Below are 25,544 nucleotides of genomic sequence, written 5' to 3' on the forward strand. Positions count from 1 at the left end.
GCAACCTTTAAGGGTTTGGGGTCTTCGCCCATGCCTTACCCTTGCAGGACGAGCTTTTGCCTATCTCCCATGACGACCCGCGCCACACCAGTAGCGTCGCTTTGAAACGGTTACCCCTGCGCACGGCTGCAGTCCTGTTTATTGTGGTGGTGTGTCTGTGCCTCTGCGGTTTGCTCTACCTGCAACTGGAGCAATCGCGCCGGCACGATCTGGCGGTGGCCGAAGTGGCGTCGTCGAACCTCACACGCGCCATGGCACAGCAAGCCGAAGACACCTTCATGAAAGCCGATCTGGTACTGACCAGTCTGGCGGACTGGATTCAGGTTGATGGTTTTGGCCCGGCGCAGAAGCCACGTTTACAGAAAACGTTCGCCCGACGGGTGCAGGCGCTGAGTCAGTTGCACGGGATCTTCCTGTTCGACCAGGAGGGGCTATTGGTCGTGACCTCGTTCGAGGACCTGCCTCGCGGCGCCGCCGTGGCGGACCGGGAATATTTCCTGTTTTACCAGCAGAATGTTTCGTCCGTGGCGCACATCGGGCCGGCGATTCGCAGTCGCCAAAATGGCGAGTGGATCATCCCGATTTCAAAACGGGTCAACGACAAGGACGGCCATTTCCAGGGCGTTTTGATGGCCGGCATCAAAATGTCCTACTTCGATCAGTTTTTCAAAAGCTTCAGCATCGATGATGACGGCTCCATGTTTCTCGCGCTGACCGACGGAACGCTGCTGGCGCGACGGCCGTTTGTGGAATCACAGATTGGCCAGTCACTGACCAAAGGGGAGATTTTCAGCCAGTACCTGGCTGGCGCCATGTCTGGCAACGCGATGATCGGTTCTGTACTCGATGGCACCGTTCGCTTGCATGGATACCGGCAACTTGATGTTTATCCGCTGGTAGTGTCCGCGGCCTCGTCCAGGGATTCGATTCTCAAGGGTTGGTATGACAGCGCGATTCAATCCAGCGTCATTGTGGCCCTGGTTGTGCTGGGCGTTGGGCTGTTCGGTTGGGGGTTCGTGCGCCAGGTGCGCCTCGGTGAACGGGTCGAGAGGGATTTGCGCAAGGCCAAGGAAGCGCTGAAGCTGATCGCGACGCATGACAGTCTCACCGGTCTGGCCAATCGCCGACTGTTCGAGCAGGCGCTGGACATCGAGTTTGGTCGTGGCATCCGGCAGTCGAGTCCGCTGAGCCTGATCATGCTTGATATCGATTACTTCAAGCGCTACAACGACGCTTACGGCCACGTCGCGGGTGACCATTGCCTGGCAGAAGTGGCGAGGGCGGTGAAGAGTTGCTGCCATCGGACAGCCGATCTGGCGGTGCGTTACGGCGGTGAGGAGTTCGCCGTGTTGCTGCCGAATACGGATATTCACGGCGCGATGGTCATTGCCGAGCAGATCCGCCACAGCGTCATGGACCGCAACATCAACCACAGCGGTGCGCCCAGCGGTTACGTGACCGTCAGCCTCGGTTGTTATGCCTTTGTACCGACGCGCCTGGACAGCACCGAAGTGTTTATCGAGCGCGCGGACGCGGCGTTGTATCAGGCCAAGCATTCCGGGCGAAACCGCTCGGCGGTGCTGTCGATGGACGTTGGCGTCGGGGAATTGTTGCGCTCTGATCGTTGAGATGACGTCGGCTCACGCGGCCCGTGATTTCACCTCACGGGTCGCTTACGCGTGGTCAGCACGTTAACGGCTAATGTTTAGCCGCCGTGGATTGCATAATGTTTCGACGATGTGCTGGATTGCACCCGTAGAGGGTCGAGTTCAGCAAGTGCTTTGTCGTGTAGTTCGTGCCGCTGACGCAGAGCATCAGCGGTGGTAATGATTGTGGTGTTGGATAATGTGAATGCTAACGGTTTGTAGGTGTTGGATGCAATTTAGTAGCATAAGTGGTTAAAAAATATTCCAGTATATTTAAGTGGCTATTCTGCCGTTCCAGGTCTTTAAGGCACTTACGACTCAAAATAGTTAATGGGTGGTCTGAACCCAAAATTGCTTCTCTTGCAGAGATAACTTCATGCATAAGTTCTATTGATGGAATGAACTGGCCATCGCTATACATGGCTAACGAAAGGTTGTGTTTTATTCTCAGTTCCTCCGGGTGGCGATCCCCATAGCAGGAGCGCACGACATTCAAAGCCCTCCTGTACAGTTTTATAGCTTTGGTATGATTGTTTTGTGCGCTAAGGCAGGCGGCTAAGTTGATGAGGATTGTTGGCGTTTTGTAATGATTTTCGCCGAAATATTTGATTCTTAGTCTTAGCGCTTTTCTTAACATTTTTTCCGCTAGTGTGGGGTTACTGTGTATATAAATCATGGCGAGGTTGTTTAGCGGGCTTAGGGTTTCTGGATGGTCTTCGCCATATAGTGAGCGGTGGATACTATAAGATTTTTTATACAATTTTTCGGCTTCTATTTTGTTATGCTCTTTCTCGAATATTGTGCCGAGCGTGCTCATGCTAATGCTTACATTGATTGAGTTTTCGCCATATTTAATAGAGTCTGTTTCAATCAGTGTCTCATAGATTTTTTTTGCTTTGCTATAGTCGCCTTGGTCCAAGTAGACCAGTCCCAAGTTGCTGTTTATGGTTTCTAATAGATTGTTTTTTATTTCTTTTTCAGTTGTCTTGCTAGCGGCCTCTAGGGCTAAATTTAGCTTTTTTACAGCAGTGGGGTAATCGCCAATTGCTCTATAAATAAGTCCTTGTTGGTTTAGGAAATGAGGAGTCTCCAAGTTGTCTTTACTTGGTGCTGCAATGGCATTTTCCAGTAGTTGTAATGAATCTTTAAAGTTTCCAAGTTTGTATGATAGCTGTGCTGCGTGATTAACTATCTGCGGGACAAAGTCCGACAATACGGCAGCCTTGTAGAAGTATGTATAAGCCTGTCTGTACTCGAATTCGCTTTCCGCAATATCGCCGCTGGCACAATAGGCTTGGACTAGATTGGATTCGCCAGTTTCAATGATGGTGTGAAAAATTCCCTTTGCTTTTTGCATGCTTCCTTGATCGAGGGATTCTTTGGCTTCTGATAGGAGTTCTTCTGGAAGCTCGCTTTTTAGACTGTTTAAAGTGGTTTCGATTGATTGTCGTAATTCAACTTCTGATTTGTAGCTGGCTTCAACATCCAGTAGCTTTTCTTCAATTCCCTTGAGTTTTAGTGTTAAGTCTTCTGTTGGGTTGAGCCCGTTGGCGAGTAAGGCAGAAAGGATTTCTTTTTGCTTTAGCAAGTCGTCTCTAAATTTTACTTCGTATTCTTTGGTGGTGAGGAATGGTTTGCCGTGATTTTCGGAGATTCTGATCTCGGCGTCACATTTCCACTTTAATAATAGACTCACTGGGAAGGCGGAAGGGTCTTTGTCTATTTCTGTGGCGCAATTGCAGCATAGCCAAATAGCATTGTTGATACTTTTGCGCTCAGCCATTGACATGTTTGAGTTAAATCGTGGTCCTTTTTTTGCCGCTGCACATATGTGAGCAGCAATACCTGTGCTTTTCGTTTTAGTTGAAGATGAGTGGGCGCTCCGGGTAGATATTTTGCAGTCAGGCTTTGAGCAAAAGTTTCCGGCTCGGTCTCTTAAAGTGAGAATTATTGATTGCGGGAAGTTATCTCGTTTCATACGGTCTCTTGTTAGTAATTTTTTATGGCCATAATGTATTGTGATGGTCTTTGCTCGCAAAAGCCTGAAGCTTTTGTTCGAGGTTTTGCCGCACTAGCGGCCATTCATCATCAATGATGCTGAACCGCACCGAGTTGCGCTTGCGACCGTCCGGCATGATCCGTTCGTGGCGCACGATACCTTCCTGCTGCGCCCCGAGTCTGAGGATTGCGTTGCGTGATTTCTGGTTGTTTTCGTCGGTGGTGAATTGCACCCGCACACAGTCCAGCACGTCGAAGGCAAAGCTCAGCATCAGGTATTTGGCTTCGGTGTTGACGAAGGTTTTTTGCCTGCGGGCCGAGATCCAGCTGCTGCCGATTTCGAGCTTGCGATTGAGCCGGTCGATTTTCCAGAAACGCGTCGAGCCGATGACCTCGCCGGTGTCGTTCAGCACGATGACGAAGGGCAGGACGGTGCCGGCATCCCGGCCGTCGAGGGCTTTTTTCAGATAACTGTCGACGGAGGTCGGGGAGGGCACGACGGTGACAGTCAGGTTCCACAGTTCGCCGTCAGCGGCGGCGTGTACCAATGCGTCGGCATCGCTGTATTGCAGCGGGCGCAGGCTGATTCCGTGGCCTTGCAGCGTGGTTTTCATGACAGCGGTTTTCTCGGCAGATCGGGTGGGCGTCGGGCGTCTATTACGCCGTAATTGAGCTGGCCGACGCAACCACCGGAATGCAGGGGTGTCACAGCACTGAACGCAATTGTCCGGAGCGCTGGCCCATGAAAAATTTGCGAATCGCAACGTTCAACGTCAATGGCATGCGCGCGCGGCTGCCGAACCTGCTGGCCTGGCTGGAGCGGGAGAAGCCGGACATCGCCTGCTTGCAGGAGCTCAAGTCGGTGGACAGTGCATTTCCTGCCGCAGAACTTGAGGCGGCCGGCTACGGTGCGATCTGGCAGGGGCAGTCATCGTGGAACGGGGTGGCGATTCTGGCGCGCGACGCACAACCGCTGGAGAGTCGTCGCGGTCTGCCGGGCGACGACGGCGATACGCACAGTCGGTATCTGGAGGCCGCCGTGCACGGCGTGCTGGTGGGCTGTTTGTACCTGCCCAACGGCAATCCGCAGCCTGGGCCGAAGTTCGATTACAAACTGGCCTGGTTCGAGCGGTTGATCACTTACGCCAAGGATCTCCAGAGCAGCGAGCACCCGGTGGTGCTGGCTGGCGATTACAACGTGGTGCCGACCGACCTGGACATCTATAACCCGCGGTCCTGGCTCAAGGATGCGCTGCTGCAACCGGAAAGCCGCGAGTGTTATCAGCGGTTACTGGACCAGGGTTGGACCGATTCCCTGCGCCATCTGTATCCGGAGGATCGGCTCTACACCTTCTGGGACTATTTCCGACAACACTGGCAGAAAAATTCCGGGCTGCGCATCGACCATCTGTTGCTCAATCCGGCGCTGAGTCCTTATCTGCAAGAGGCCGGTGTCGATGCCTGGGTACGCAACGAGCCGCATGCCAGCGATCATGCACCGACGTGGATTCAACTGGGTTCGCGCAAGCGGCGATGATTTTTCGTGAGTGGCGATTGGCGAAATCAATTGTCGGTCGCACCGGTTTATCCCTTATACATGGCGCCCATCGGCGGAGAGATCCGCGGCCCCGTGCATAAGGACCGAGCAATGAGCGAGCCACGTCTGAGCAATCTTGCGTTGTACCTGCAACGTCTGGGTTTCGACGCGCCACCGGCGCCAACCCTGGAAACCTTGCGTCAATTGCAGTTTCGTCACACCAGTGCTTTCCCGTTCGAGAACCTCACCACGTTGTCTGGCGAGCCGGTACTCATCGACTTGCCGTCCATCGAGCAAAAAGTCCTGCACGATGGCCGCGGTGGTTACTGCTATGAACTCAATTTTCTGTTTCTGGCCCTGCTTCAGGCGTTGGGTTTCGACGCTCGCGGCATCTCCGGCCGCGTGGTCATGGGCCAGCCCGAGGGTGTATGGACCGCGCGTACGCACCGCTTGACCCTGGTCACCCTGGATGGCGTGCGCTATATCACCGACGTCGGCTTCGGCGGCATGGTCCCCACCGCGCCGCTGCTGCTCGACACTCCAGACGAGCAAATCACACCTCACGAACCCTATCGCATCGAGCAACATGTCGACGGCTACACCCTGCGCGCCAATGTCGCTGGTGAATGGCGACCGATGTACATCTTTGACCTGCAACGTCAGGAAGACATCGATTACGCCGTCGGCAACTGGTACGTCTCGACCCATCCCGAATCGTCTTTCGCCAAACAGCTGATGGTGGCGCGGACGGGGGAAGGTTGGCGGCGCACGCTGAACAACGGCAGTTTTGCGATCCACCGGATCGGCAGCGAGAGCGAGCGGCGGCAGATCGCGGATGTGGCTGATCTGGTTCAGTTGCTGGGGAGCGAGTTCGGCATTCGGGTGCCCGAGCATGCACATTTGAAGCAGGTGCTTGGGCGGTTGATCGAGCCCGCCTAGGGACGAGCGTCAGGCTCCATCATTCGATGGATTTCGCTGACGGCGTCCAGTAACTTTTTCTCCAGGCTTTTCAGGTCAGAGGGCGTTATTCCTTTTTTGAGATGCCCGGTCTCGGCAGATTTGCCTTTTTCATTCAGCAATGCGTGACGGAGCGTGTTGTTGATCACCGTCTGGTAGCCATACCCCTCGCTTTCCGCGAGCGAGCGAGCCGCCTCTATGACCGCTTCATCCAGCATGATGGTAATGCGGGTTTTGCCTTTGCCGGGGGCAACCGCTCCACGCTTGGCATCGCTGAAGTCGTATTCATCTTTCATCACTCAAGCCTCCAAATATTGACGACGCTCGTTTTTCGTGGCGAGACGCGCGGTAATGATTCGAACGAAATTCGGATCGCGGTAGGTGTAGGCGACGACCAGCAAGCGCCCTTTGGCGTCCAGCCCCATGGTGATCCATCGCTGTTCATCGTGATGATCATCCTGAAACGTCAGTGCTCGTTCGTCATGGAACACGGCCTCAGTCTCAGCGAGGCTGATGCCTTGGTGCTTCAGTTTGTTCGCCGCGTTTTTTGCCTTGTGATACTGAATTTCGAATGGCTTCATTATGCATACTTTATATGTATAAAAAAGAGGGCGGCCTTACCAGTGGTCGCCAGGAACTCAAAAGACTAGCGGGGGAACGAAGGAGGCTTGGGACGGATATATTTCAAGGTTTATTGAATGATGCGGTGGGCGAGCCAAGGGCGGGGATGGCTACATGTCCATAATATGACTGAATAGTTGTATACAACTCTATAGACATTTGTCCTGAGTCTTGCATACAGTGTGCGCATAACAAAAACCAGGGAACCCCCCAATCATGAAAACGCCCCATGTTTCACACCAACGGCCTGAGGACGAAAACCTCGGGGTCGGCGCGAATATGGCTTACGGCCTGCAACATGTTCTGACCATGTACGGCGGTATCGTCGCGGTGCCTTTGATCATCGGCCAGGCGGCCGGGCTCTCGCCGGCGGACATTGGTTTGTTGATTGCTGCTTCATTGTTTGCGGGGGGCTTGGCGACATTGCTGCAGACCCTCGGTTTACCGTTTTTTGGTTGTCAGTTGCCGCTGGTGCAAGGCGTGTCGTTCTCCGGTGTCGCGACCATGGTGGCGATTGTCAGCAGTGGCGGGGAGGGCGGGTTTCAGTCGATTCTCGGGGCGGTGATTGCCGCATCGTTGATCGGTTTGCTGATCACGCCGGTGTTCTCGCGAATCACCAAATTCTTTCCGCCGCTGGTGACGGGCATCGTGATCACCACCATCGGTTTGACGCTGATGCCAGTGGCCGCGCGTTGGGCCATGGGCGGCAACAGCCATGCGCCGGATTTCGGCAGCATGTCGAACATCGGTCTGGCGGCGGTGACGCTGGTGCTGGTCTTGCTGCTGAGCAAGATCGGCAGCGCAGCCATCTCCCGTTTGTCGATCCTGCTGGCGATGGTCATCGGCACGATCATCGCGGTGTTTCTCGGCATGGCAGACTTCTCGTCCGTCACCCAAGGCCCGATGTTCGGCTTCCCGGCGCCGTTCCACTTCGGCATGCCAACCTTCCACTTTGCTGCGATTCTGTCGATGTGCATCGTGGTCATGGTGACGCTGGTGGAAACCTCGGCGGACATCCTCGCCGTCGGTGAAATCATCGGCACCAAGGTCGACTCCAAACGCCTGGGCAACGGTTTGCGCGCCGACATGCTGTCGAGCATGATCGCGCCGATCTTCGGCTCCTTCACCCAAAGCGCGTTCGCCCAGAACGTCGGGCTGGTGGCGGTGACCGGGATCAAGAGCCGCTTCGTGGTGGCCACCGGAGGCTTGTTCCTGGTGATCCTCGGCCTGCTGCCGTTCATGGGGCGGGTCATTGCCGCCGTGCCGACTTCCGTGCTCGGTGGTGCCGGTATCGTGCTGTTTGGTACCGTGGCGGCCAGCGGCATTCGCACGCTGTCCAAGGTCGATTACCGCAACAACGTCAACCTGATCATCGTCGCCACCTCCATCGGTTTCGGCATGATCCCCATCGCCGCGCCGAATTTCTACGACCACTTCCCAAGCTGGTTCGCCACGATCTTCCACTCAGGCATCAGCTCCTCGGCGATCATGGCCATCGTGCTGAACCTGGCCTTCAACCACCTCACCGCCGGCAACTCGGATCAGCAGTCGGTGTTTGCTGCCGGTACAGAACGGGTTTTGCGTTATCAGGACCTGGCAGCATTGCGTGAAGGGGACTATTTCAGCGAAGGCAAATTGCATGACTGCGACGGGAAAGAGATCCCGGTGGTGGAGGCGGACCATGGGCATGGAGAGCCTCGGGCGGTGCATGCGAAAAGCAGTGAGCATGTCTGATTAAAAAAGGCGCCCTCCGGGGCGCCTTTTTACATGACATGACCCCGTCCTGTAGTCATCTATTCCACCGCCCACAAAAAAGCCCCTGAACCTTTCGATTCAGGGGCTTTTCGATATTGCTGTCTGGCTCCACGACCTGGACTCGAACCAGGGACCCAGTGATTAACAGTCACTTGCTCTACCAACTGAGCTATCGCGGAATAGCGTGTATGTTACTGATTCAAAAAGAGAAGTCAAGCACCTGTTAACAACTTGGGGGATTCACCGGGACGGACGGTGGTTTATCGGCGATTGGCGGTTACCAGAACTGCACCAGAGGTCTACCATGGCCGCCCGGAAGTGGTTACACGCGCTGCCGGCCATTCGCCGAAAAGGTACGCGCCATGAATTACCCAGCCCTCGCACTCCGAAGCAACGAGGTGTTCGCATGAGCATCGCACAGATCAGCCTGCCCAAAGGGGTCGGCCCCCACGCCGAAAAACTGTTCGACGCCATCACTCAGGCCAGCACCGCTGACGAATTGAACCGCGCAGGCGGCAAGGCCGAAGGTTTTGTCCTGGGCCTGGAAAGCACCAAGGCCATCAAAAGCCAGGTCGCCGAATCGCTGTACGTCGCCTATGACGATGCGGCCAGCCAGCGCGCGACCGAACTGGCTTAACCGCCGAAGGTCACGGTGGCGAGCATCAGTTTGGCATACAGCATCGTCGCGCCCAGCTGCACCAGCCACAAGGCCAGGCCGCCGAGAAACACACCCGCAGCCACTTGCAGCACCAGGTTTTTGCCGCGTTTGGCCGGGGCGCGCGGGATGAAGTCATTCAGGTCATCCAGATCATCGCGCTCAGCGCGCAGGTCATCGTTTTTCATGTGGGTTCTCGTCAGAATTCTCGGGTAACTGTGGGAGCGGGCTTGCTCGCGAATGCGGTGGCACATTCAGAATTGATGTGACTGACACACCGCTTTCGCGAGCAAGCCCGCTCCCACAGTGGGTATGGTGTGGAGTTTAGAGGGCGGAGCCATCGCTTTGAGAATTATCTGCGACCTATAAAAAACGGGAAGCTATTTGGCTTCCCGTTTTTCGTATCACCACACGACTCAGATCACCGCAACGATAGCCTTGGTCACGACATCGATGTTGCTCTGGTTCAGCGCGGCGACGCAGATGCGGCCGGTGTCCAGGGCGTAGATGCCGAACTCGTTGCGCAGACGGGTCACTTGCTCAACCGTCAGGCCGGAGTAGGAGAACATGCCGCGCTGACGACCGACGAAGCTGAAATCACGTTGCGGAGCCTGTTTCGCCAGCAGGTCAACCATCTGGGTGCGCATGCCGCGAATCCGCAGGCGCATTTCAGCCAGTTCTGCTTCCCACTGGGCGCGCAGTTCCGGGCTGTTCAACACAGCGGCGACGATGCTTGCACCGTGGGTCGGCGGGTTGGAGTAGTTGGTGCGGATTACGCGTTTGACTTGCGACAGCACGCGTGCGCTTTCTTCTTTCGACTCGCTGACGATCGACAGGGCGCCAACGCGCTCGCCGTACAGCGAGAAGGATTTGGAGAACGAACTGGAAACGAAGAAGGTCAGGCCCGATTCAGCGAACAGACGCACGGCAGCGGCGTCTTCGTCGATGCCATCGCCGAAGCCCTGGTAGGCCATGTCGAGGAACGGCACGTGACCTTTGGCTTTCACCACGTCCAGGACGTTTTTCCAATCCGCCGGGCTCAGGTCGACGCCGGTCGGGTTGTGGCAGCAGGCGTGCAGCACAACGATCGAACCGGACGGCAGGGCGTTCAGGTCTTCCAGCAGGCCGGCACGGTTAACGTCGTGGGTCGCGGCGTCGTAGTAACGATAGTTCTGCACCGGGAAACCGGCGGTTTCGAACAGTGCGCGGTGGTTTTCCCAGCTTGGGTCGCTGATCGCCACGACGGCGTTCGGCAGCAGTTGCTTGAGGAAGTCGGCACCGATTTTCAGCGCACCAGTACCGCCAACGGCCTGAGTGGTGATGACGCGGCCAGCAGCGATCAGCGGCGAGTCATTGCCAAACAGCAGTTTCTGTACGGCCTGGTCGTAAGCAGCGATGCCATCGATCGGCAAGTAGCCACGGGAAGCGTGTTGAGCGACGCGAATCGTCTCGGCTTCGACAACGGCGCGCAGGAGTGGAATTCGCCCCTCCTCGTTGCAGTAAACACCGACCCCCAGGTTGACCTTGTTGGTACGGGTATCGGCGTTGAATGCTTCGTTGAGGCCCAGGATTGGATCGCGTGGTGCCATTTCGACAGCGGAGAACAGGCTCATTTTTGCGGCGGCTCTGAATGGAGTGTGGAGGGACGTGTCGCGCTCCAGCCGAATGCACTAGAGCGGTGCACAAACGGGGAGCTAGTATAGAGGCCATCTGCGATTGATGGCGACAGTCGATTCGGCTTTTAGCGTAAGTTTTTTCGATTATTTTTCGGCCGTTAGTCGATTGGAAGCGTCAAAGACTTCAAGGGATGTAGGACGTTTGCCTTGAAAGCGAGGGCAATCGGCACCACATTGAGCTCAATCCAGTTTTTTCCTCGGGCGACGTCGGTCGTTTGTGGTCTTTTTCGTTGCTGTCCGGTTTGCCCGGACGGGCGCGACCCAGAGGGTATTTCATGTCTGAATTCCAGCTAGTCACCCGCTTCGAGCCCGCCGGCGATCAGCCGGAAGCCATTCGCCTGATGGTCGAGGGCATCGAAGCCGGGTTGGCGCACCAGACGTTGCTCGGTGTGACGGGCTCGGGCAAGACCTTCAGCATCGCCAACGTCATTGCCCAGGTTCAGCGCCCGACGCTGGTGCTGGCACCGAACAAGACCCTGGCGGCGCAGTTGTACGGTGAGTTCAAGGCGTTCTTCCCGAACAACGCCGTCGAGTACTTCGTTTCCTACTACGACTACTACCAGCCCGAAGCCTACGTACCGTCCTCGGACACCTTCATCGAGAAGGACGCCTCGATCAACGATCACATCGAACAGATGCGGCTCTCGGCGACCAAAGCGTTGCTGGAGCGCAAGGACGCGATCATCGTCACCACGGTGTCGTGCATCTATGGTCTGGGCAGTCCGGAAACCTATCTGAAAATGGTGCTGCACGTGGATCGCGGCGACAAGCTCGATCAGCGCGCGTTGCTGCGTCGCCTGGCCGACCTGCAATACACCCGCAACGACATGGATTTCGCCCGCGCGACGTTTCGCGTGCGCGGTGATGTGATCGACATTCACCCGGCAGAATCCGATTTTGAAGCGATCCGCATCGAGTTGTTTGATGACGAAGTGGAGAGCCTGTCTGCCTTCGATCCGCTGACCGGCGAGGTGATCCGCAAGCTGCCGCGTTTCACGTTCTATCCGAAAAGCCACTACGTAACGCCGCGGGAAACCCTGCTCGGCGCCATCGAGGGGATCAAGGTCGAGTTGCAGGAGCGTCTGGAGTACCTGCGCTCCAACAACAAACTGGTGGAAGCGCAACGCCTCGAACAGCGTACGCGTTTCGACCTGGAGATGATCCTCGAGCTGGGCTACTGCAACGGCATCGAGAACTACTCGCGCTACCTCTCTGGTCGCGATTCCGGTCAGGCGCCACCGACCTTGTTTGACTATCTGCCGGCCGACGCCTTGCTGGTGATCGACGAATCCCACGTCAGCGTGCCGCAGGTCGGCGCCATGTATAAGGGCGACCGTTCACGTAAAGAAACGCTGGTGGAGTACGGCTTTCGTCTGCCCTCGGCGCTGGACAACCGGCCGATGCGCTTCGACGAATTCGAAAGCATCAGTCCGCAGACGATTTTTGTCTCGGCCACGCCGGGCAATTACGAGGCGGAGCACGCTGGGCGTGTCATTGACATGGTGGTGCGTCCGACCGGTCTGGTAGACCCGCAAATCGAAATCCGTCCTGCGCTGACCCAGGTCGACGACTTGCTTTCGGAAATCACCAAGCGTGTCGCCCTCGAAGAGCGGGTGTTGGTCACCACGCTGACCAAGCGCATGTCCGAAGACTTGACCGACTACCTGGCCGACCACGGTGTGCGCGTGCGTTATTTGCACTCGGACATCGACACCGTGGAGCGCGTGGAAATCATCCGCGATTTGCGCCTCGGCACGTTTGATGTGCTGGTGGGGATCAACCTGCTGCGTGAAGGCCTGGACATGCCGGAAGTCTCGCTGGTAGCGATCCTCGATGCGGACAAGGAAGGCTTCCTGCGTTCCGAGCGCTCGCTGATCCAGACGATCGGTCGTGCAGCGCGGAACCTCAATGGCCGGGCGATTCTGTATGCGGACCGGATCACCGGTTCCATGGAGCGGGCAATCGGCGAAACCGAGCGTCGTCGCGACAAGCAGATCGCCTTCAACCTCGCCAACGGCATCACGCCGAAGGGTGTGTTCAAGGACGTTGCCGACATTATGGAAGGCGCCACCGTGCCGGGTTCGCGCAGCAAGAAGCGCAAAGGCATGGCCAAGGCTGCCGAGGAAAGCGCCAGGTACGAAGCGGAATTGCGCTCGCCGGGCGAAGTCGCCAAGCGTATCAAGGCGCTGGAAGAGAAGATGTACCAGCTCGCTCGCGATCTGGAGTTCGAGGCGGCGGCGCAGATGCGCGACGAGATTGCCAAGCTTCGGGAGCGGTTGATCGCGGTTTGAAAATTGCAGTGCCTATTAAGGCCTCTTCGCGAGCAAGCCCGCTCCCACAGTAGGGCGAGGTGTCTGGACGGATACGGTCAAATGTGGGAGCGGGCTTGCTCGCGAAGGCGACCAAAAGAGCGCCGCATTAGTTTGCTAGTGCGCCTCGCCAGCCTTCAACCCTGCCGGCAATTGCTTGGTCAACAACACCGCGATCATGCTGACCCCCAGCGCAATCCCGACAAAATGAAACGCATCGTTGTAAGCCATGATCGACGCCTGCTGATGGGCGATTTCACTGAGCTTGCCCAGCGCCGCTGTTTCACTGCCAAGCCGATCCGTCAGCGACGCCATGCGCTCGGCGACCTGCGGGTTGCTCGGCACGATCGCTTCGCGCAAATAATCAAAGTAGGTCTTGGTCCGCGCGTCCAGCAACGTGGCGAGGAGGGCGATGCCGATCGCGCCGCCGAGGTTGCGCAGGATGTTGAACAGGCTCGACGCCGACCCCGCATCCTGCGGCAGGATGTACGCGGTGGCGATCAGCGAGATCGTCACCATGATCAACGGCTGGCCCAGCGCGCGGATGATCTGAATCTGGTTGAACTGCGGTCCGGCGAAATCCGGGTTCAGCACGCCCGAGGAAAAACTCGCCAACCCGAACAACCCGAAACCCAGCGTACATAGCCATTTTGGCGAAATGAACTTCATCAGTTTCGGCACCAGCGGAATCAGAAACAGCTGCGGCACGCCCATCCACATGATCACTTCGCCGATCTGCAGGGCGTTGTAGTTCTGGATCTGCGCCAGGTACAGCGGCAACAGAAAGATCGAACCGTACAACCCGACACCCATTCCCAGGCTGGAAATACTCGATAAACCAAAGTTGCGATTGCCCAGGATGCCGAGGTTGATCAGCGGGTTGGGCTTGGAAAACTGCACGATCACAAAGGTGATCAGGCTGATCAGCGCGATGCTGCCCAGGGACACGATCAGGTCCGACTCGAGCCAGTCCTTGCGATGACCTTCCTCCAGAAAAACCTGCAAGCAGCCAAGGCCGATACCGAGGGTAAGAATCCCGGTGTAGTCGGTGCTTTTCAGCAGTTCCCAGTGCGCTTCTTTCTTCTCCAGGCCATACATCAGGCCGGCGATCATGATCAGGCCCGGCGGGATGTTGATGTAGAAAATGTATTCCCAGCCCCAGTTTTCCGTCAGCCAGCCGCCGAGCGTCGGGCCGATGGAAGGCGCGAACGTTGCGGTCATGGCGAACATCGCCATGCCTTTGGCGCGGTGGTGTTCGGGAAGTTTGATCAGCGTCAGGGTGAACGCCAGAGGGATCAGCGCGCCGCCGGTGAAACCTTGCAGCGCGCGGAAAATGATCATGCTTTCCAGGCTCCACGCCATGGAGCAGAGCAGGGATGCGGCAAGAAACCCGAGCGAGACCCACACGGCCAGTCGTCGCGCCGAGAGCAGCTGCACCAGCCACGCCGTCAGCGGAATCATGATGATCTCCGCGACCAGGTACGACGTGGAAATCCATGAGCCTTCTTCCAGGGTCGCCGACAGCGCGCCTTGAATATCCTTGAGCGACGAGTTGGTGATCTGGATGTCGAGCACCGCCATGAACGCGCCGAGCATCACGCTCATCACCGCGATCCAGTCCCGCCGGGTCGGTTCGCCGGCGGGGCGGATCAGTTGATCACCGGCCATCGTCAGGGGCGTCTTTGATGTTCACTTTCGCGGTGACCGACATGCCCGGACGTATCTTGCCGTGCAGCGGGTTGTCCGCGGCGAAGGTCAGTTTTACCGGAATCCGTTGTACGACTTTGGTGAAATTGCCGGTGGCATTGTCCGGCGGCAACAGGCTGAACTGCGCGCCCGAGGCGGCGAACAGGCTGTCGACACGCGCTTTGATTGGCGTGTCGCCGTAGGCGTCGAAGGTCAGTTCGGCTTGCTGGCCGGGCTGCATGTGGCCGATCTGGGTTTCCTTGAAGTTGGCCTGAATCCAGATGTCCTGGTCCGGCACGATCGACATCAGATAAGCGCCGGCCTGCACGTATTGGCCTTCGCGGGCGGCGCGCTGGCCGATCAGGCCGTTGATGGGCGCGTGGATTTCGCTGCGGGTCAGGTTCAGTTCAGCCTGGGCCAGATCGGTTTTGGCATTGGCGATCATGGCGTCGAGGCGCTTGATTTCGGCGCTCAGGGAATTGACTTGCTGGCGCTGACTTTGAGCGTCCGCCTGGGCCTTGGTCACCTGCGAGCGGGCGATGTGGTTGTCGGCGGAGAGGGTGGTCACCCGCTCTTCGGAGACGTAGCCGGGTTTGCGCAGGGTTTGCGCGCGGGACAAGTCAATTTGCGAGCGACCGAGGCTGGCCTGACTGGACGCGACTTGCGCCTCACTGGAGGCAATCAGGCTGGCTTGCTGGGTCAGTTTGCTCTGGGCTTGCAGGCGTTCGGCCTGGCGGGTGGCGAGAGCGGCATTGGCGCGGTCGACGGCGAGGTGGAAGTCATCACCTTCGAGCTTGATCAGCAACTGGCCTTTCTCGACGTGCTGGTTGTCCTGCACCAGTACCTGATCGATGCGCGCGCCCAACTGGCTCGAGACACGGGTGATCTCGCCCTGGACATAGGCGTTGTCGGTGCTTTCATAAAACCGTCCCTTGAAGAACCACTGGGCAAAAAAGCCCCCGGCAATCAGCAGGACGATCAACAGGAAAATAAACAGGCGACGCTTGAGTTGGGCAGGCATGGGGCAAACTGTAGTCGAGAAATTGTAAGGAAAGTTATCAGCAGGTGAATCTGGCATACAGTCGATAGTGGGTAAATGCCATCGGCTGATAATCCATCATTCATCGCGGCCAGCGCGCGTTGTCGACGCAAACTTGGCTTAAATGCCCTGCTCACTGGAGCCGGGCGGGCAACGCCTGTTACCATTCGCCCTTTGTTTTATCTTCATTTCGAGACTTGCCATGACCACCGTCCGCACGCGCATCGCGCCATCGCCTACCGGGGACCCCCACGTAGGTACCGCTTACATCGCTTTGTTCAACTATTGCTTTGCCAAGCAGCATGGCGGTGAGTTCATCCTGCGGATCGAAGACACCGATCAATTGCGTTCGACCCGCGAGTCCGAACAGCAGATTTTCGACGCCCTGCGCTGGTTGGGTATCGACTGGAGCGAAGGCCCGGACGTCGGCGGCCCGCACGGTCCTTACCGTCAGAGCGAGCGTGGCGACATCTATCAGAAGTACTGCCAGCAACTGGTCGAGATGGGTCACGCGTTCCCGTGCTTCTGCACCGCTGAAGAACTGGACCAGATGCGCGCCGAGCAAATGGCTCGCGGCGAAACCCCGCGTTACGACGGCCGTGCGCTGTTGCTGTCGGCCGAAGAAGTCGCGCGCCGTCTGGCCGCTGGCGAGCCGCACGTGATCCGCATGAAAGTGCCGAGCGAAGGCGTGTGCGTGGTGCCGGACATGCTGCGTGGTGACGTCGAGATCCCGTGGGATCGCATGGACATGCAGGTGTTGATGAAGACCGACGGTCTGCCGACGTACTTCCTGGCCAACGTGGTCGATGACCATCTGATGGGCATCACCCACGTTCTGCGCGGCGAAGAATGGCTGCCTTCGGCACCGAAACTGATTCTTCTGTACGAATACTTCGGCTGGGAACAACCGGAGCTGTGCTACATGCCGCTGCTGCGTAACCCGGACAAGAGCAAGCTGTCCAAGCGCAAGAACCCGACGTCGGTGACGTTCTACGAGCGCATGGGCTTCATGCCGGAAGCGATGCTCAACTACCTCGGGCGCATGGGCTGGTCGATGCCGGACGAGCGCGAGAAGTTCTCGCTGCAGGAAATGGTCGACCACTTCGACCTGAGCCGCGTCTCCCTCGGCGGGCCGATTTTCGACATCGAGAAACTGTCGTGGCTCAACGGCCAGTGGCTGCGTGATTTGCCGGTGGAAGAGTTCGCCAGTCGTCTGCAGACCTGGGCACTCAACCCTGAATACATGATGAAGATCGCGCCGCACGTACAAGGCCGCGTCGAAACGTTCAGCCAGGTTGCACCGCTGGCCGGATTCTTCTTCGCCGGTGGCGTGAATCCGGATGCCAAGCTGTTTGAATCGAAGAAGCTTTCGGGCGATCAGGTTCGTCAGTTGATGCAACTGATCCTGTGGAAACTGGAAAGCCTGCGTCAGTGGGAGAAAGACAGCATCACCGCGACGATTCAAGCGGTGGTCGAATCCCTGGAGCTGAAGCTGCGTGACGCCATGCCGCTGATGTTCGCTGCGATCACTGGCCAGGCCAGCTCGGTGTCGGTGCTCGATGCGATGGAAATCCTTGGTCCGGACCTGACCCGTTTCCGTCTGCGCCAGTCTATCGACCTGCTCGGTGGCGTGTCGAAGAAGGAAAACAAGGAGTGGGAAAAACTCCTGGGCAACATCGCCTGATTCCTTGATGTCCCGAAAAGAGCGCAGGCTACGCCAGCTCCTACATTTGAAATGCACTCTGTAGGAGCCGCCGAAGGCTGCGATCTTTTGATCTTGCTTTTGGCGGCGCCCCCGTTTTTCCGGGAGAGGGCGGTAAGTGATTGTTATGTCGGCAAAAAACTTTGAAATATTTTAAAAATAAGTTTGACAGCCTTTCGATGCGCCATTAAGATTCGCCCCGTCCTCAGCGATGAGGGGCTATAGCTCAGCTGGGAGAGCGCTTGCATGGCATGCAAGAGGTCGACGGTTCGATCCCGTCTAGCTCCACCAATTTACACTTCAAGGTCTGGCCACACCGGCCTTGAAGCGATCAACACTCAGCGTTGATCTGTTGTATAGAAGGGTTTGCGTCCCCTTCGTCTAGTGGCCTAGGACACCGCCCTTTCACGGCGGTAACAGGGGTTCGAGTCCCCTAGGGGACGCCAGTTTTACAGAAGCGATGTTGCAAGATGTCGCTCCGCCGCGAGGCGAAAAATCCGGGGCTATAGCTCAGCTGGGAGAGCGCTTGCATGGCATGCAAGAGGTCGACGGTTCGATCCCGTCTAGCTCCACCAATTTTACAGTTCAAGGTCTGGCCACACCGGCCTTGAATCGATCAGCTCTCAGCACTGATCAGTTGTATAGAAGGTTTTGCGTCCCCTTCGTCTAGTGGCCTAGGACACCGCCCTTTCACGGCGGTAACAGGGGTTCGAGTCCCCTAGGGGACGCCACGATTACCCGCTCTGCGGGATTTTATAAGGGTCATTCAATTATTGAATGGCCCTTTTGTTTGTCTGGCGTTTGGCCAAATCCCCTCATTTCTTTCAAACTGTGCTTCAGACCAGCGGTCACACTCACGACTTGCGTAAAATTATTATGAGAATAATATTCTAGTCGTAATATTCGGAGGCAACGATGAACGATAAAAAAGCTCAAACCCGCGAACGCATCCTCAAGGCCGCCAGCGCAGCGCTGATTCAGCGTGGCCCGGCCGAACCAAGCGTGGGCGAAGTGATGGGCGCAGCCGGCCTGACGGTTGGCGGCTTCTATGCGCACTTCGAAAGCAAGGACGCGATGATGCTGGAGGCGTTCAAGCAACTGCTGGGTTATCGCCGTGGCTTGATCGCCGATATGGACTCCGAATTGACCGGCGAAGAGCGTCGCGCCTTGGTTGCTGCGTTTTACCTGTCACGCAAACACCGTGATTCCTCTGAGTCGGCGTGCCCGATCCCGGCGTCCGTCGGCGAGCTGGGGCGTCTGCCGGACGCGTTTCGCGTGGCGTTGAATGAGCATGTGGAAATGATGGTCGCGCAGTTGGCGGCCAGCCCGGAAGACACCGACAAAGCCCTGGCCGACATGGCTTTGATGGTGGGTGGTCTGGCTCTGGCGCGGGCGCTGGGGCCTGGAGAATTGTCCGATCGATTGCTGCGTGCCGCCAAGTCGGCGGTGCTATGACCTGAAGGCCGAGCCTTGGGAGTGAGAGCGATGAGCACGTTAAAGTGGGTTCGTGGCGTTAATGGCACCTTGGGCTGGTTTGCTCCGAAACTGGTCGCGAGCAAAATGCGACTGGCATTCATGACGCCGCGGGATCTGCCGCCGCGTGATTGGGAATTGCCGTTACTGGCGAAGTCCGAGCGCATCACTTTACGCTTCGGCCTGTCAGCGTTGCGCTGGGGGCAAGGCCCGGCGGTGTTGCTGATGCACGGTTGGGAAGGGCGGCCGACGCAGTTTGCCAGTCTGATCACCGCGCTGGTTGATTCCGGTTACACCGTCGTTGCGTTGGACGGCCCTGCGCATGGTCGTTCACCGGGCAACGAAGCAAACGTCGTGCTGTTCGCCCGGGCCATGCTCGAGGCCGCCGCCGAGTTGCCGCCGCTGCAGGCGGTCATCGGTCACTCGATGGGCGGTGCCAGCGCCATGCTCGCCGTCCAATTGGGTTTGCGCACTGAAACCCTGGTGACGATTGCCGCTCCGGCGCGGATTCTCGGGGTGCTGCGTGGTTTCGCGCGCTACGTGCGGCTGCCGCCTAAAGCCCGTTCGGCATTCATTCGCCAGGTTGAGAAAGACGTCGGCATGCGCGCCGCGGCACTGGATGTCTCGCACTATCAACTCGACATGCCCGGGCTGATCGTTCACGCCGAAGACGACTGCTTCGTCCCGGTCAAGGAATCGCAGCTGATCCACGATGCCTGGTTCGACAGCCGTCTGCTGCGACTGGAAGAAGGCGGTCATCAACGGGTGCTTGCCGACCCTCGGGTGATTGATGGCGTGTTATCACTGCTGGCCGGCCGCAGCCTGCAATCGCGCCAATCGGCCTGAGCATCCGTTACACTGCCCCGGTCTACATAATCTGACCGGGAGTGGGGCATGGGCTGGGATCGGGCAACGCCATTTATCATTGATCTGGAAGTGGGCGCCGAGGACATCGACGGCTTGGGTCACGCGAATAACGCGGTGTATGTGACCTGGCTCGAGCGCTGCGCCTGGCGCCACTCTCAGCGGCTCGGTCTGGATCTGGTCGAGTACCGGCGGCTGGATCGGGCGATGGCGGTGGTGCGGCACGAGATCGATTATCTTGCCGCGGCGTATGAAGGCGATGAGTTGCAACTGGCGACCTGGATCGTCGATTGGGATCAGCGTCTGAAAATGACCCGGCACTTCCAGCTGAAACGCCCGAGCGACAACACCACGTTGCTGCGGGCGCAGACCACGTTTGTCTGTATTGAATTGTCCACGGGCAGGCCCAAGCGTATGCCGGTCGAATTCATCGAAGGCTACGGCCCGGCGTTGCAAGTCGCGATCTAATTGATCCCTTCGCGGGCAAGCCTCGCTCCTACAGGTGTTGCGTCGTTCGCATAATGGTGAACGACACAAAACCTGTAGGAGCGAGGCTTGCCCGCGAAGGCGTCTGCACAAACGCCACCACCCCGTCTGACGAAATACCTTCCAGCCGCCGAAACCAGTAAACTGCCGCACGTTTTTCGTCGAGTGTGTTTTTCATGCAAATTGCTTTGGCACCCATGGAGGGGTTGGTCGACAACATCCTGCGGGACGTGCTGACCCGTGTGGGCGGTATCGATTGGTGCGTGACCGAGTTCATCCGGATCAACGATCAGTTGCTCACGCCTGCCTATTTCCACAAGTTCGGCCCTGAACTGCTGACGGGTGCGCGCACCGCGTCTGGCGTGCCGTTGCGCGTGCAGCTGTTGGGTTCCGATCCGGTGTGCCTGGCGGAAAACGCGGCGCTGGCCTGCGAGTTGGGCTCCGAAGTCATCGACCTGAACTTCGGCTGCCCGGCCAAAACCGTCAACAAATCCCGTGGCGGCGCGGTACTGCTCAAAGAACCTGAATTGCTGAACCAGATCGTCGAGCATGTCCGTCGCGCCGTTCCCGCGCACATTCCGGTCACCGCGAAGATGCGTCTCGGATTCGACAGCCCGGACGGCTCGCTGGTCTGCGCCACGGCCCTGGCCGAAGGCGGCGCGGAACATATCGTGGTGCATGCGCGGACCAAGATGGACGGTTACAAACCGCCGGCACATTGGGAGTGGATTCCCAGAGTGCAGGAAGTGGTCAAGGTGCCAGTGTTCGCCAATGGTGATATCTGGAGTGTTGAAGACTGGCGTCGTTGCCGTGAAATCAGCGGCGTGGAAGACATCATGCTCGGTCGCGGGCTGGTGTCGCGTCCGGACCTCGCCCGGCAAATCGCCGCTGCACGTGCCGGTGAAGAGGTGGTCGAGATGACCTGGGCCGAGTTGCTGCCGCTGGTTCAGGACTTCTGGCTGCAGGCCAAGGCGCAGATGACACCCCGCCAATCGCCCGGTCGCCTGAAGCAGTGGCTGGCCATGCTGACGCGAAATTATCCCGAAGCGGTTGAGTTGTTTACCGTGCTGCGCCGAGAAACGGAGCTGGATCAGGTCTCGCGTTTGCTGGGCCTGCAGGTGGCTGAAGCGGCCTGAAAAAAATCTTCAAATAATCTCTTGAAAAGTAAACAGCGGTCCCTATCTAGGGGTTACGCGATGCCGAATTCGGGTCGCGGAGACAAAAAACTTGCTGATTGTTTTCAGGAGATTTGAATCATGACTACTGCATTTTCCCTGGCTCCACTGTTCCGTTCCTCGGTAGGCTTCGACCGTTTCAACGACCTGTTCGAAACCGCCCTGCGCAACGAGCCAGGCAGCACCTACCCACCTTACAACGTGGAAAAACACGGTGACGATCAATACCGGATCGTCGTGGCGGCAGCCGGTTTCCAGGAAGAAGACCTGGAACTGCAAGTCGAGAAGGGTGTGCTGACCGTCAGTGGCGGCAAACGTGACGCGACGGAAGGCGTGACCTTCCTGCATCAAGGCATCGCCCAGCGTGCGTTCAAATTGTCGTTCCGCCTGGCCGATCACATCGAGATCAAGGCCGCCGACCTGCGCAACGGTCTGTTGAGCATCGACCTGTTGCGGGTGATTCCGGAAGAGGCGAAAGCCAAACGCATCCCGATCAACGGGACGCAAAAACCAGCTCTGCAGCACTAAGGCAGGGCAATGAAAAGGGCGCCACTGGCGCCCTTTTTTGTCCCTTGTCCCCTGTAGGAGCGAGCTTGCTCGCGAAAAACTTAATGGCGGCGCGTTCATCCAGAATGAACGAGTAATCGTTGACGGCCATCGCGAGCGAGCTCGCTCCTACAAAGAGCTACTTGAGGAGTTTCTGGAACGCCTCCACCGGCAACGGCGCGCTGTGCAAATACCCCTGATAAAAATGGCAACCCAGCCCCTGCAAAAATTCAAGCTGTTCCGGTGTCTCCACTCCTTCGGCAATCACTTTCAATTCCAGGCTGCGGGCCATGGCGACGATGGCGCGGATGATCTCGGCGTCGTTGGGGTCGGTGGTGGCGTCGCGGATGAATGACTGGTCGATTTTCAGGGTGTCGACCGGCAGTCGCTTGAGGTAGGTCAGCGAGGAATAACCGGTGCCGAAGTCGTCCATGGCGAAGCTCACGCCGAGTTTTTTCAGGCGACGCATTTTGCCGATGGTGTCTTCCAGATTCTGGATGACGATGCCTTCGGTGATTTCCAGTTTCAGCAGCGAGCAGGGCAGGCCGTGGCTGTCGAGGCTGTGCTCGATGCGCTCGACGAAGTCGTTCTGGCGGAATTGCCGCGGGCTGATGTTCACGCACAGGCTGAAATTCAACGGGTCTATCAAGCCCCTGGCGATCAAATGTTTGAAGGCGGCGCACACTTCGTCGACGATCCAGGTGCCGACTTCCAGAATCAAACCGCTGTCCTCCAGGACCTTGATGAATTCGGTCGGCGATTGTGCGCCGAGTTCCGGGTGGCTCCAGCGCACCAGCGCTTCGGCGCCGACGATGCGGTTGTCGCGAGCGTCCACTTGAGGCTGGTAATGCACCTCGAACTCGCCCCGGGAAAGGGCCAGGCGCAAGTCGGTTTCCATGCGCAGGCGTTCACTGGCGGCCTTTTGCATGGTGTTGTGGTACATCTGCGTGGTGTTGCGCCCGGAATCCTTGGCCCGATAAAGCGCGATATCGGCGCGTTTGAGCAGGTCGGTCGGCGTTGAACCGTGATCGGGAATCAGCGCGATGCCGATACTCGGTGTCACTTGCAGGCGTTGACCATCAAGGAACATCGGTTCGGACAACAGTTCGCGCAAGGTGTCCGCGAGGTCGAGGACCTGTTCGCTGACTTCATTGCGCGAACCTTCCAGGCCGCTGAGCAACACCACGAATTCATCGCCGCCCAGCCGCGCGACGGTGTCTTCCATGCGCACGCTGGCTTCAAGGCGGGCGGTGATGATCTTCAGCACCGTGTCGCCCACCGGGTGGCCGAGCGAATCGTTGATGTGCTTGAAGTGGTCGAGATCGAGAAACATCAGGGCGCCACGCAGGTTGTGGCGTTTGAGTAGGGCGATCTGCTGGCTCAGGCGATCCATCAACAGCGCGCGATTGGGCAGGTTGGTCAGCGGGTCGTGGTAGGCCAGGTGACGGATCTGCGCTTCGGCGTTTTTCAGCAGGCTGACGTCCCGCGCGGTCAGCAGCAGGCACGCGGTTTCGTTGAGCGTGATCGGTTCCACCGACACTTCGACGGTCAGCAGTTCACCGCGCTTGTTGCGCCCGAGCATCTCCTGGTGATGCACCCGGCCCTTGATCTGTAGCTCGGCCAGCAGCGCCGAGCGTTGTTTTTCTTCGGCCCAGATGCCGACCTGGTACACCGTGCGGCCGACCACTTCATCGGCGCGATAGCCGGTCAGGCGGCAAAAACCATCGTTGACCTCCAGATAGCGCCCGGTGTCGCGTTCGGTGATGGTGATGGCGTCGGGACTGGAGTGGAAGGCCTTGGCAAACTTCTCTTCGCTGGCTTTAAGCGCCGCTTCCGATCGTTGTTGTTGGGTGATGTCGCGTAAGTTGGTGACGATGCACGGCTGGTCGCCGACGCTGATCTGGCGGCTGGAAATCACGCAGGTCAGCGTTTGGCCATCCTTGTGCTGAACGAGGATCGCCACGTTGTTCAGGCCCTGTTCGCGGATGACTTGTTCGATCCGTCGCAGGCTTTTTGCCGACGCGTCCCACAGCCCGATTTCATCGGCGCTGCGGCCAATCACCTCGGCCGTGCTCCAGCCGAAGGTTTGGGTAAAACTGGAGTTGATTTCGATGAACTGGCCGGTGTCCTGGCGAGTCACGCAGATCGGGTCCGGGCTGACCTGGAACAGGGTGGCAAATTTCTCTTCGGAGGCGACCAGCTTCTGTTCGCGCTCCACCTGATCAGTGATGTCCAGCAAGGTCCCCGCCATGCGTAGCGGTACGCCGTTATCATCGCGGTAGAGGCGGGCGCGGCTTTCCAGGTAGCGCGAACTGCCGTCCTCGAGCTGAACGCGATAGGTCAACTGATAATTGCCCGCCGGGCCTTCGCGCAGACTGCGGTAGGCATCGCGCATGCTGTCGCGCTCTTCGCCGGGCACACCTTCGAAAAACGCGTCGAACGATTCATGGAAAGGTATGGGTTCCAGTCCGTGCAACTGGGCGGCCCGGGCCGAGCCATAGAGCATGCCGCTGGGAATGTGCCAGTCCCAGGTGCCGAGTTGCGCCGAGTCCAGCGCCAGGTCAAGGCGCTCCTGGCTGTCTTTCAGGGCGAGTTCGGCGGCCTTGCTTTCAGTCGTGTCGAGGAAGGTGCTGAGCAGATAGGGCTGGCCCTCGAGTTCGACTTTTTGCGCGCTGAGAATGCCGTCGTGGACCTGGCCATTGCTAGCGCGAAACTGCACTTCCATGCTGATCAGCTCGCCCTTGGCCTTGGTCGCCTTGACCAGTTTCTCGCGTTGCTCCGGATGTACCCACAGGCCCAGTTCGAGGGTGGTACGGCCAATCGCGTTTTGCACCGGCCAGCCGAACAGGCTTTCGAAATACTGATTGGCTTCGGAGATCAGGCCGTCTTCCTGGCGGGTCAGCAACACCATGTTCGGGCACAAGTGAAATAGCGTCGCAAAGCGCTTTTCCGAACTGCTCAGCGCCTGTTCGCGCTGGCGCTGGTGGGTGATCTCGCGAATCACCCCGATCATGCGCGGCCGACCCTGTTTATCCGGCAGCAAACTGCCATTGATCTCCAGCCAGTGCAGGCTGCCGTCGGGCCAGCGGATGCGGTGGTGCATGGCTTGTTCCAGCGGGGCGCCAGCAATCACGGCGTGGAACGCGCGAATGGTTTTGGCCCGGTCTTCGGGCGGCAGCAGGTCGAGGTATTCCAGATCGGCCGGCAACGGCTGCCGGGGGTCAAACCCGAACAAAGCCTGCGTGCCCCGCGACCAACTGATTTGCCCGCGCTCGATGTCCCAATACCAGGCGCCCAGACGTGCTCCGTTGAGGGCGGCCAGCAGCTGTGGCGCGCTTTCCCAGCTTTGCTCGGACCGTTTCGGGTCAAGCGCCTGGATACGTGGCATCGGTGGAATACGGTCAACAGATTTCGGCATT

General features: G+C 58.1%; 21 protein-coding genes and 5 tRNA genes. 16 read left to right on the forward strand and 10 right to left on the reverse strand.

Translation table 11 applies throughout. From position 1 onward, the window contains the following. Positions 1-56 precede the first annotated feature (56 nt). Positions 57-1,628: a sensor domain-containing diguanylate cyclase gene (locus ACA073_RS09515; protein ID WP_497403040.1), complete on the forward strand. Its 1,572-nt coding sequence runs from the start codon at positions 57-59 to the stop codon at positions 1,626-1,628. Positions 1,629-1,854: 226 nt separating this feature from the next. Here the strand turns inward: ACA073_RS09515 and ACA073_RS09520 are convergent, their stop codons facing one another. Beyond that, a complete protein-coding gene (locus ACA073_RS09520; protein ID WP_497403041.1) occupies positions 1,855-3,624 on the reverse strand; it encodes a tetratricopeptide repeat protein in 1,770 nt (589 codons plus the stop codon). Positions 3,625-3,646: 22 nt separating this feature from the next. Further along, positions 3,647-4,258 (reverse strand): GNAT family N-acetyltransferase, encoded by a 612-nt coding sequence (locus ACA073_RS09525; RefSeq protein WP_497403042.1) that lies wholly within the window; start codon positions 4,256-4,258, stop codon positions 3,647-3,649. 128 nt (positions 4,259-4,386) lie between these two features. Here ACA073_RS09525 and ACA073_RS09530 point away from each other — a divergent pair, with 128 nt between their 5' ends. Further along, positions 4,387-5,181 (forward strand): exodeoxyribonuclease III, encoded by a 795-nt coding sequence (locus ACA073_RS09530; protein WP_497403043.1) that lies wholly within the window; start codon positions 4,387-4,389, stop codon positions 5,179-5,181. 111 nt (positions 5,182-5,292) lie between these two features. Beyond that, positions 5,293-6,120 (forward strand): arylamine N-acetyltransferase family protein, encoded by an 828-nt coding sequence (locus ACA073_RS09535; protein WP_497403044.1) that lies wholly within the window; start codon positions 5,293-5,295, stop codon positions 6,118-6,120. Here ACA073_RS09535 and ACA073_RS09540 read toward each other — a convergent pair. Both ACA073_RS09540 and ACA073_RS09545 read right to left on the reverse strand, forming a co-directional pair. Next, positions 6,117-6,434 carry a BrnA antitoxin family protein gene (locus ACA073_RS09540; protein WP_497403045.1) on the reverse strand — a complete coding sequence of 106 codons (318 nt, stop codon included), beginning with the start codon at positions 6,432-6,434 and terminating at the stop codon, positions 6,117-6,119. The genes ACA073_RS09535 and ACA073_RS09540 overlap by 4 nt on opposite strands. Positions 6,435-6,437: 3 nt before the next feature. Next, complete coding sequence (locus ACA073_RS09545; protein ID WP_497403046.1) at positions 6,438-6,719, reverse strand: BrnT family toxin; 282 nt, start codon at positions 6,717-6,719, stop codon at positions 6,438-6,440. A gap of 256 nt (positions 6,720-6,975) precedes the next feature. Between ACA073_RS09545 and ACA073_RS09550 the strand changes: the two genes are divergently transcribed. Continuing rightward, complete coding sequence (locus tag ACA073_RS09550; protein WP_497403047.1) at positions 6,976-8,493, forward strand: nucleobase:cation symporter-2 family protein; 1,518 nt, start codon at positions 6,976-6,978, stop codon at positions 8,491-8,493. A 124-nt stretch (positions 8,494-8,617) separates the two neighbouring features. Here ACA073_RS09550 and ACA073_RS09555 read toward each other — a convergent pair. Then, a tRNA-Asn gene (locus ACA073_RS09555) sits at positions 8,618-8,693 on the reverse strand. A gap of 227 nt (positions 8,694-8,920) precedes the next feature. Between ACA073_RS09555 and ACA073_RS09560 the strand changes: the two genes are divergently transcribed. Next, on the forward strand, positions 8,921-9,151 hold the full coding sequence (locus ACA073_RS09560; protein WP_008007186.1) for a hypothetical protein: 231 nt from the start codon (positions 8,921-8,923) through the stop codon (positions 9,149-9,151). On the opposite strand, the gene ACA073_RS09565 is transcribed toward ACA073_RS09560, so the two are convergent. Together ACA073_RS09565 and ACA073_RS09570 are read right to left on the reverse strand one after the other, a co-directional pair. Further along, positions 9,148-9,357 (reverse strand): hypothetical protein, encoded by a 210-nt coding sequence (locus ACA073_RS09565; protein ID WP_497403048.1) that lies wholly within the window; start codon positions 9,355-9,357, stop codon positions 9,148-9,150. The genes ACA073_RS09560 and ACA073_RS09565 overlap by 4 nt on opposite strands. 228 nt (positions 9,358-9,585) lie before the next feature. Continuing rightward, positions 9,586-10,782 (reverse strand): amino acid aminotransferase, encoded by a 1,197-nt coding sequence (locus ACA073_RS09570; RefSeq protein ID WP_497403049.1) that lies wholly within the window; start codon positions 10,780-10,782, stop codon positions 9,586-9,588. A gap of 338 nt (positions 10,783-11,120) precedes the next feature. Here ACA073_RS09570 and uvrB point away from each other — a divergent pair, with 338 nt between their 5' ends. After that, positions 11,121-13,136, forward strand: a complete 2,016-nt coding sequence (uvrB, locus tag ACA073_RS09575; RefSeq protein WP_497403050.1) for an excinuclease ABC subunit UvrB — start codon at positions 11,121-11,123, stop codon at positions 13,134-13,136. 135 nt (positions 13,137-13,271) lie between these two features. Here the strand turns inward: uvrB and ACA073_RS09580 are convergent, their stop codons facing one another. After that, entirely contained in the window at positions 13,272-14,822 is a 1,551-nt protein-coding gene (locus ACA073_RS09580; RefSeq protein ID WP_497403051.1) for an MDR family MFS transporter, read from the reverse strand. Next, the gene (locus ACA073_RS09585; RefSeq protein WP_497403052.1) at positions 14,812-15,861 is read right to left on the reverse strand and encodes an HlyD family secretion protein; all 1,050 of its coding nucleotides are present in this window, start codon (positions 15,859-15,861) and stop codon (positions 14,812-14,814) included. Before ACA073_RS09585 ends, ACA073_RS09580 begins: the two co-directional genes overlap by 11 nt. 220 nt (positions 15,862-16,081) lie before the next feature. Between ACA073_RS09585 and gltX the strand changes: the two genes are divergently transcribed. From gltX to ACA073_RS09635, 10 genes are all read left to right on the forward strand, one after another. Further along, positions 16,082-17,563: a glutamate--tRNA ligase gene (gene gltX / locus ACA073_RS09590; RefSeq protein ID WP_497403053.1), complete on the forward strand. Its 1,482-nt coding sequence runs from the start codon at positions 16,082-16,084 to the stop codon at positions 17,561-17,563. Positions 17,564-17,796: 233 nt separating this feature from the next. After that, positions 17,797-17,872: transfer RNA gene (locus ACA073_RS09595), tRNA-Ala, on the forward strand. Between the two features lie 79 nt (positions 17,873-17,951). Continuing rightward, a tRNA-Glu gene (locus tag ACA073_RS09600) sits at positions 17,952-18,027 on the forward strand. Positions 18,028-18,080: 53 nt separating this feature from the next. Beyond that, positions 18,081-18,156, forward strand: a tRNA-Ala gene (locus ACA073_RS09605). A gap of 80 nt (positions 18,157-18,236) precedes the next feature. After that, positions 18,237-18,312 (forward strand) — tRNA-Glu (locus tag ACA073_RS09610). 184 nt (positions 18,313-18,496) lie between these two features. Further along, positions 18,497-19,036: a TetR/AcrR family transcriptional regulator gene (locus ACA073_RS09615; RefSeq protein ID WP_497403054.1), complete on the forward strand. Its 540-nt coding sequence runs from the start codon at positions 18,497-18,499 to the stop codon at positions 19,034-19,036. Positions 19,037-19,066: 30 nt separating this feature from the next. Beyond that, on the forward strand, positions 19,067-19,900 hold the full coding sequence (locus ACA073_RS09620) for an alpha/beta fold hydrolase (protein WP_497403055.1): 834 nt from the start codon (positions 19,067-19,069) through the stop codon (positions 19,898-19,900). A gap of 48 nt (positions 19,901-19,948) precedes the next feature. Continuing rightward, positions 19,949-20,386 carry an acyl-CoA thioesterase gene (locus ACA073_RS09625; RefSeq protein ID WP_497403056.1) on the forward strand — a complete coding sequence of 146 codons (438 nt, stop codon included), beginning with the start codon at positions 19,949-19,951 and terminating at the stop codon, positions 20,384-20,386. A 194-nt stretch (positions 20,387-20,580) separates the two neighbouring features. Further along, positions 20,581-21,540 carry a tRNA dihydrouridine synthase gene (locus tag ACA073_RS09630; protein ID WP_497403057.1) on the forward strand — a complete coding sequence of 320 codons (960 nt, stop codon included), beginning with the start codon at positions 20,581-20,583 and terminating at the stop codon, positions 21,538-21,540. A 120-nt stretch (positions 21,541-21,660) separates the two neighbouring features. Continuing rightward, entirely contained in the window at positions 21,661-22,107 is a 447-nt protein-coding gene (locus tag ACA073_RS09635; RefSeq protein WP_497403058.1) for an Hsp20 family protein, read from the forward strand. A gap of 157 nt (positions 22,108-22,264) precedes the next feature. On the opposite strand, the gene ACA073_RS09640 is transcribed toward ACA073_RS09635, so the two are convergent. Then, on the reverse strand, positions 22,265-25,543 hold the full coding sequence (locus ACA073_RS09640) for a sensor domain-containing protein (RefSeq protein WP_497403059.1): 3,279 nt from the start codon (positions 25,541-25,543) through the stop codon (positions 22,265-22,267). Position 25,544: the final 1 nt, after the last annotated feature.

The sequence above is a fragment of the Pseudomonas sp. LBUM1670 genome (genome assembly GCF_059695695.1).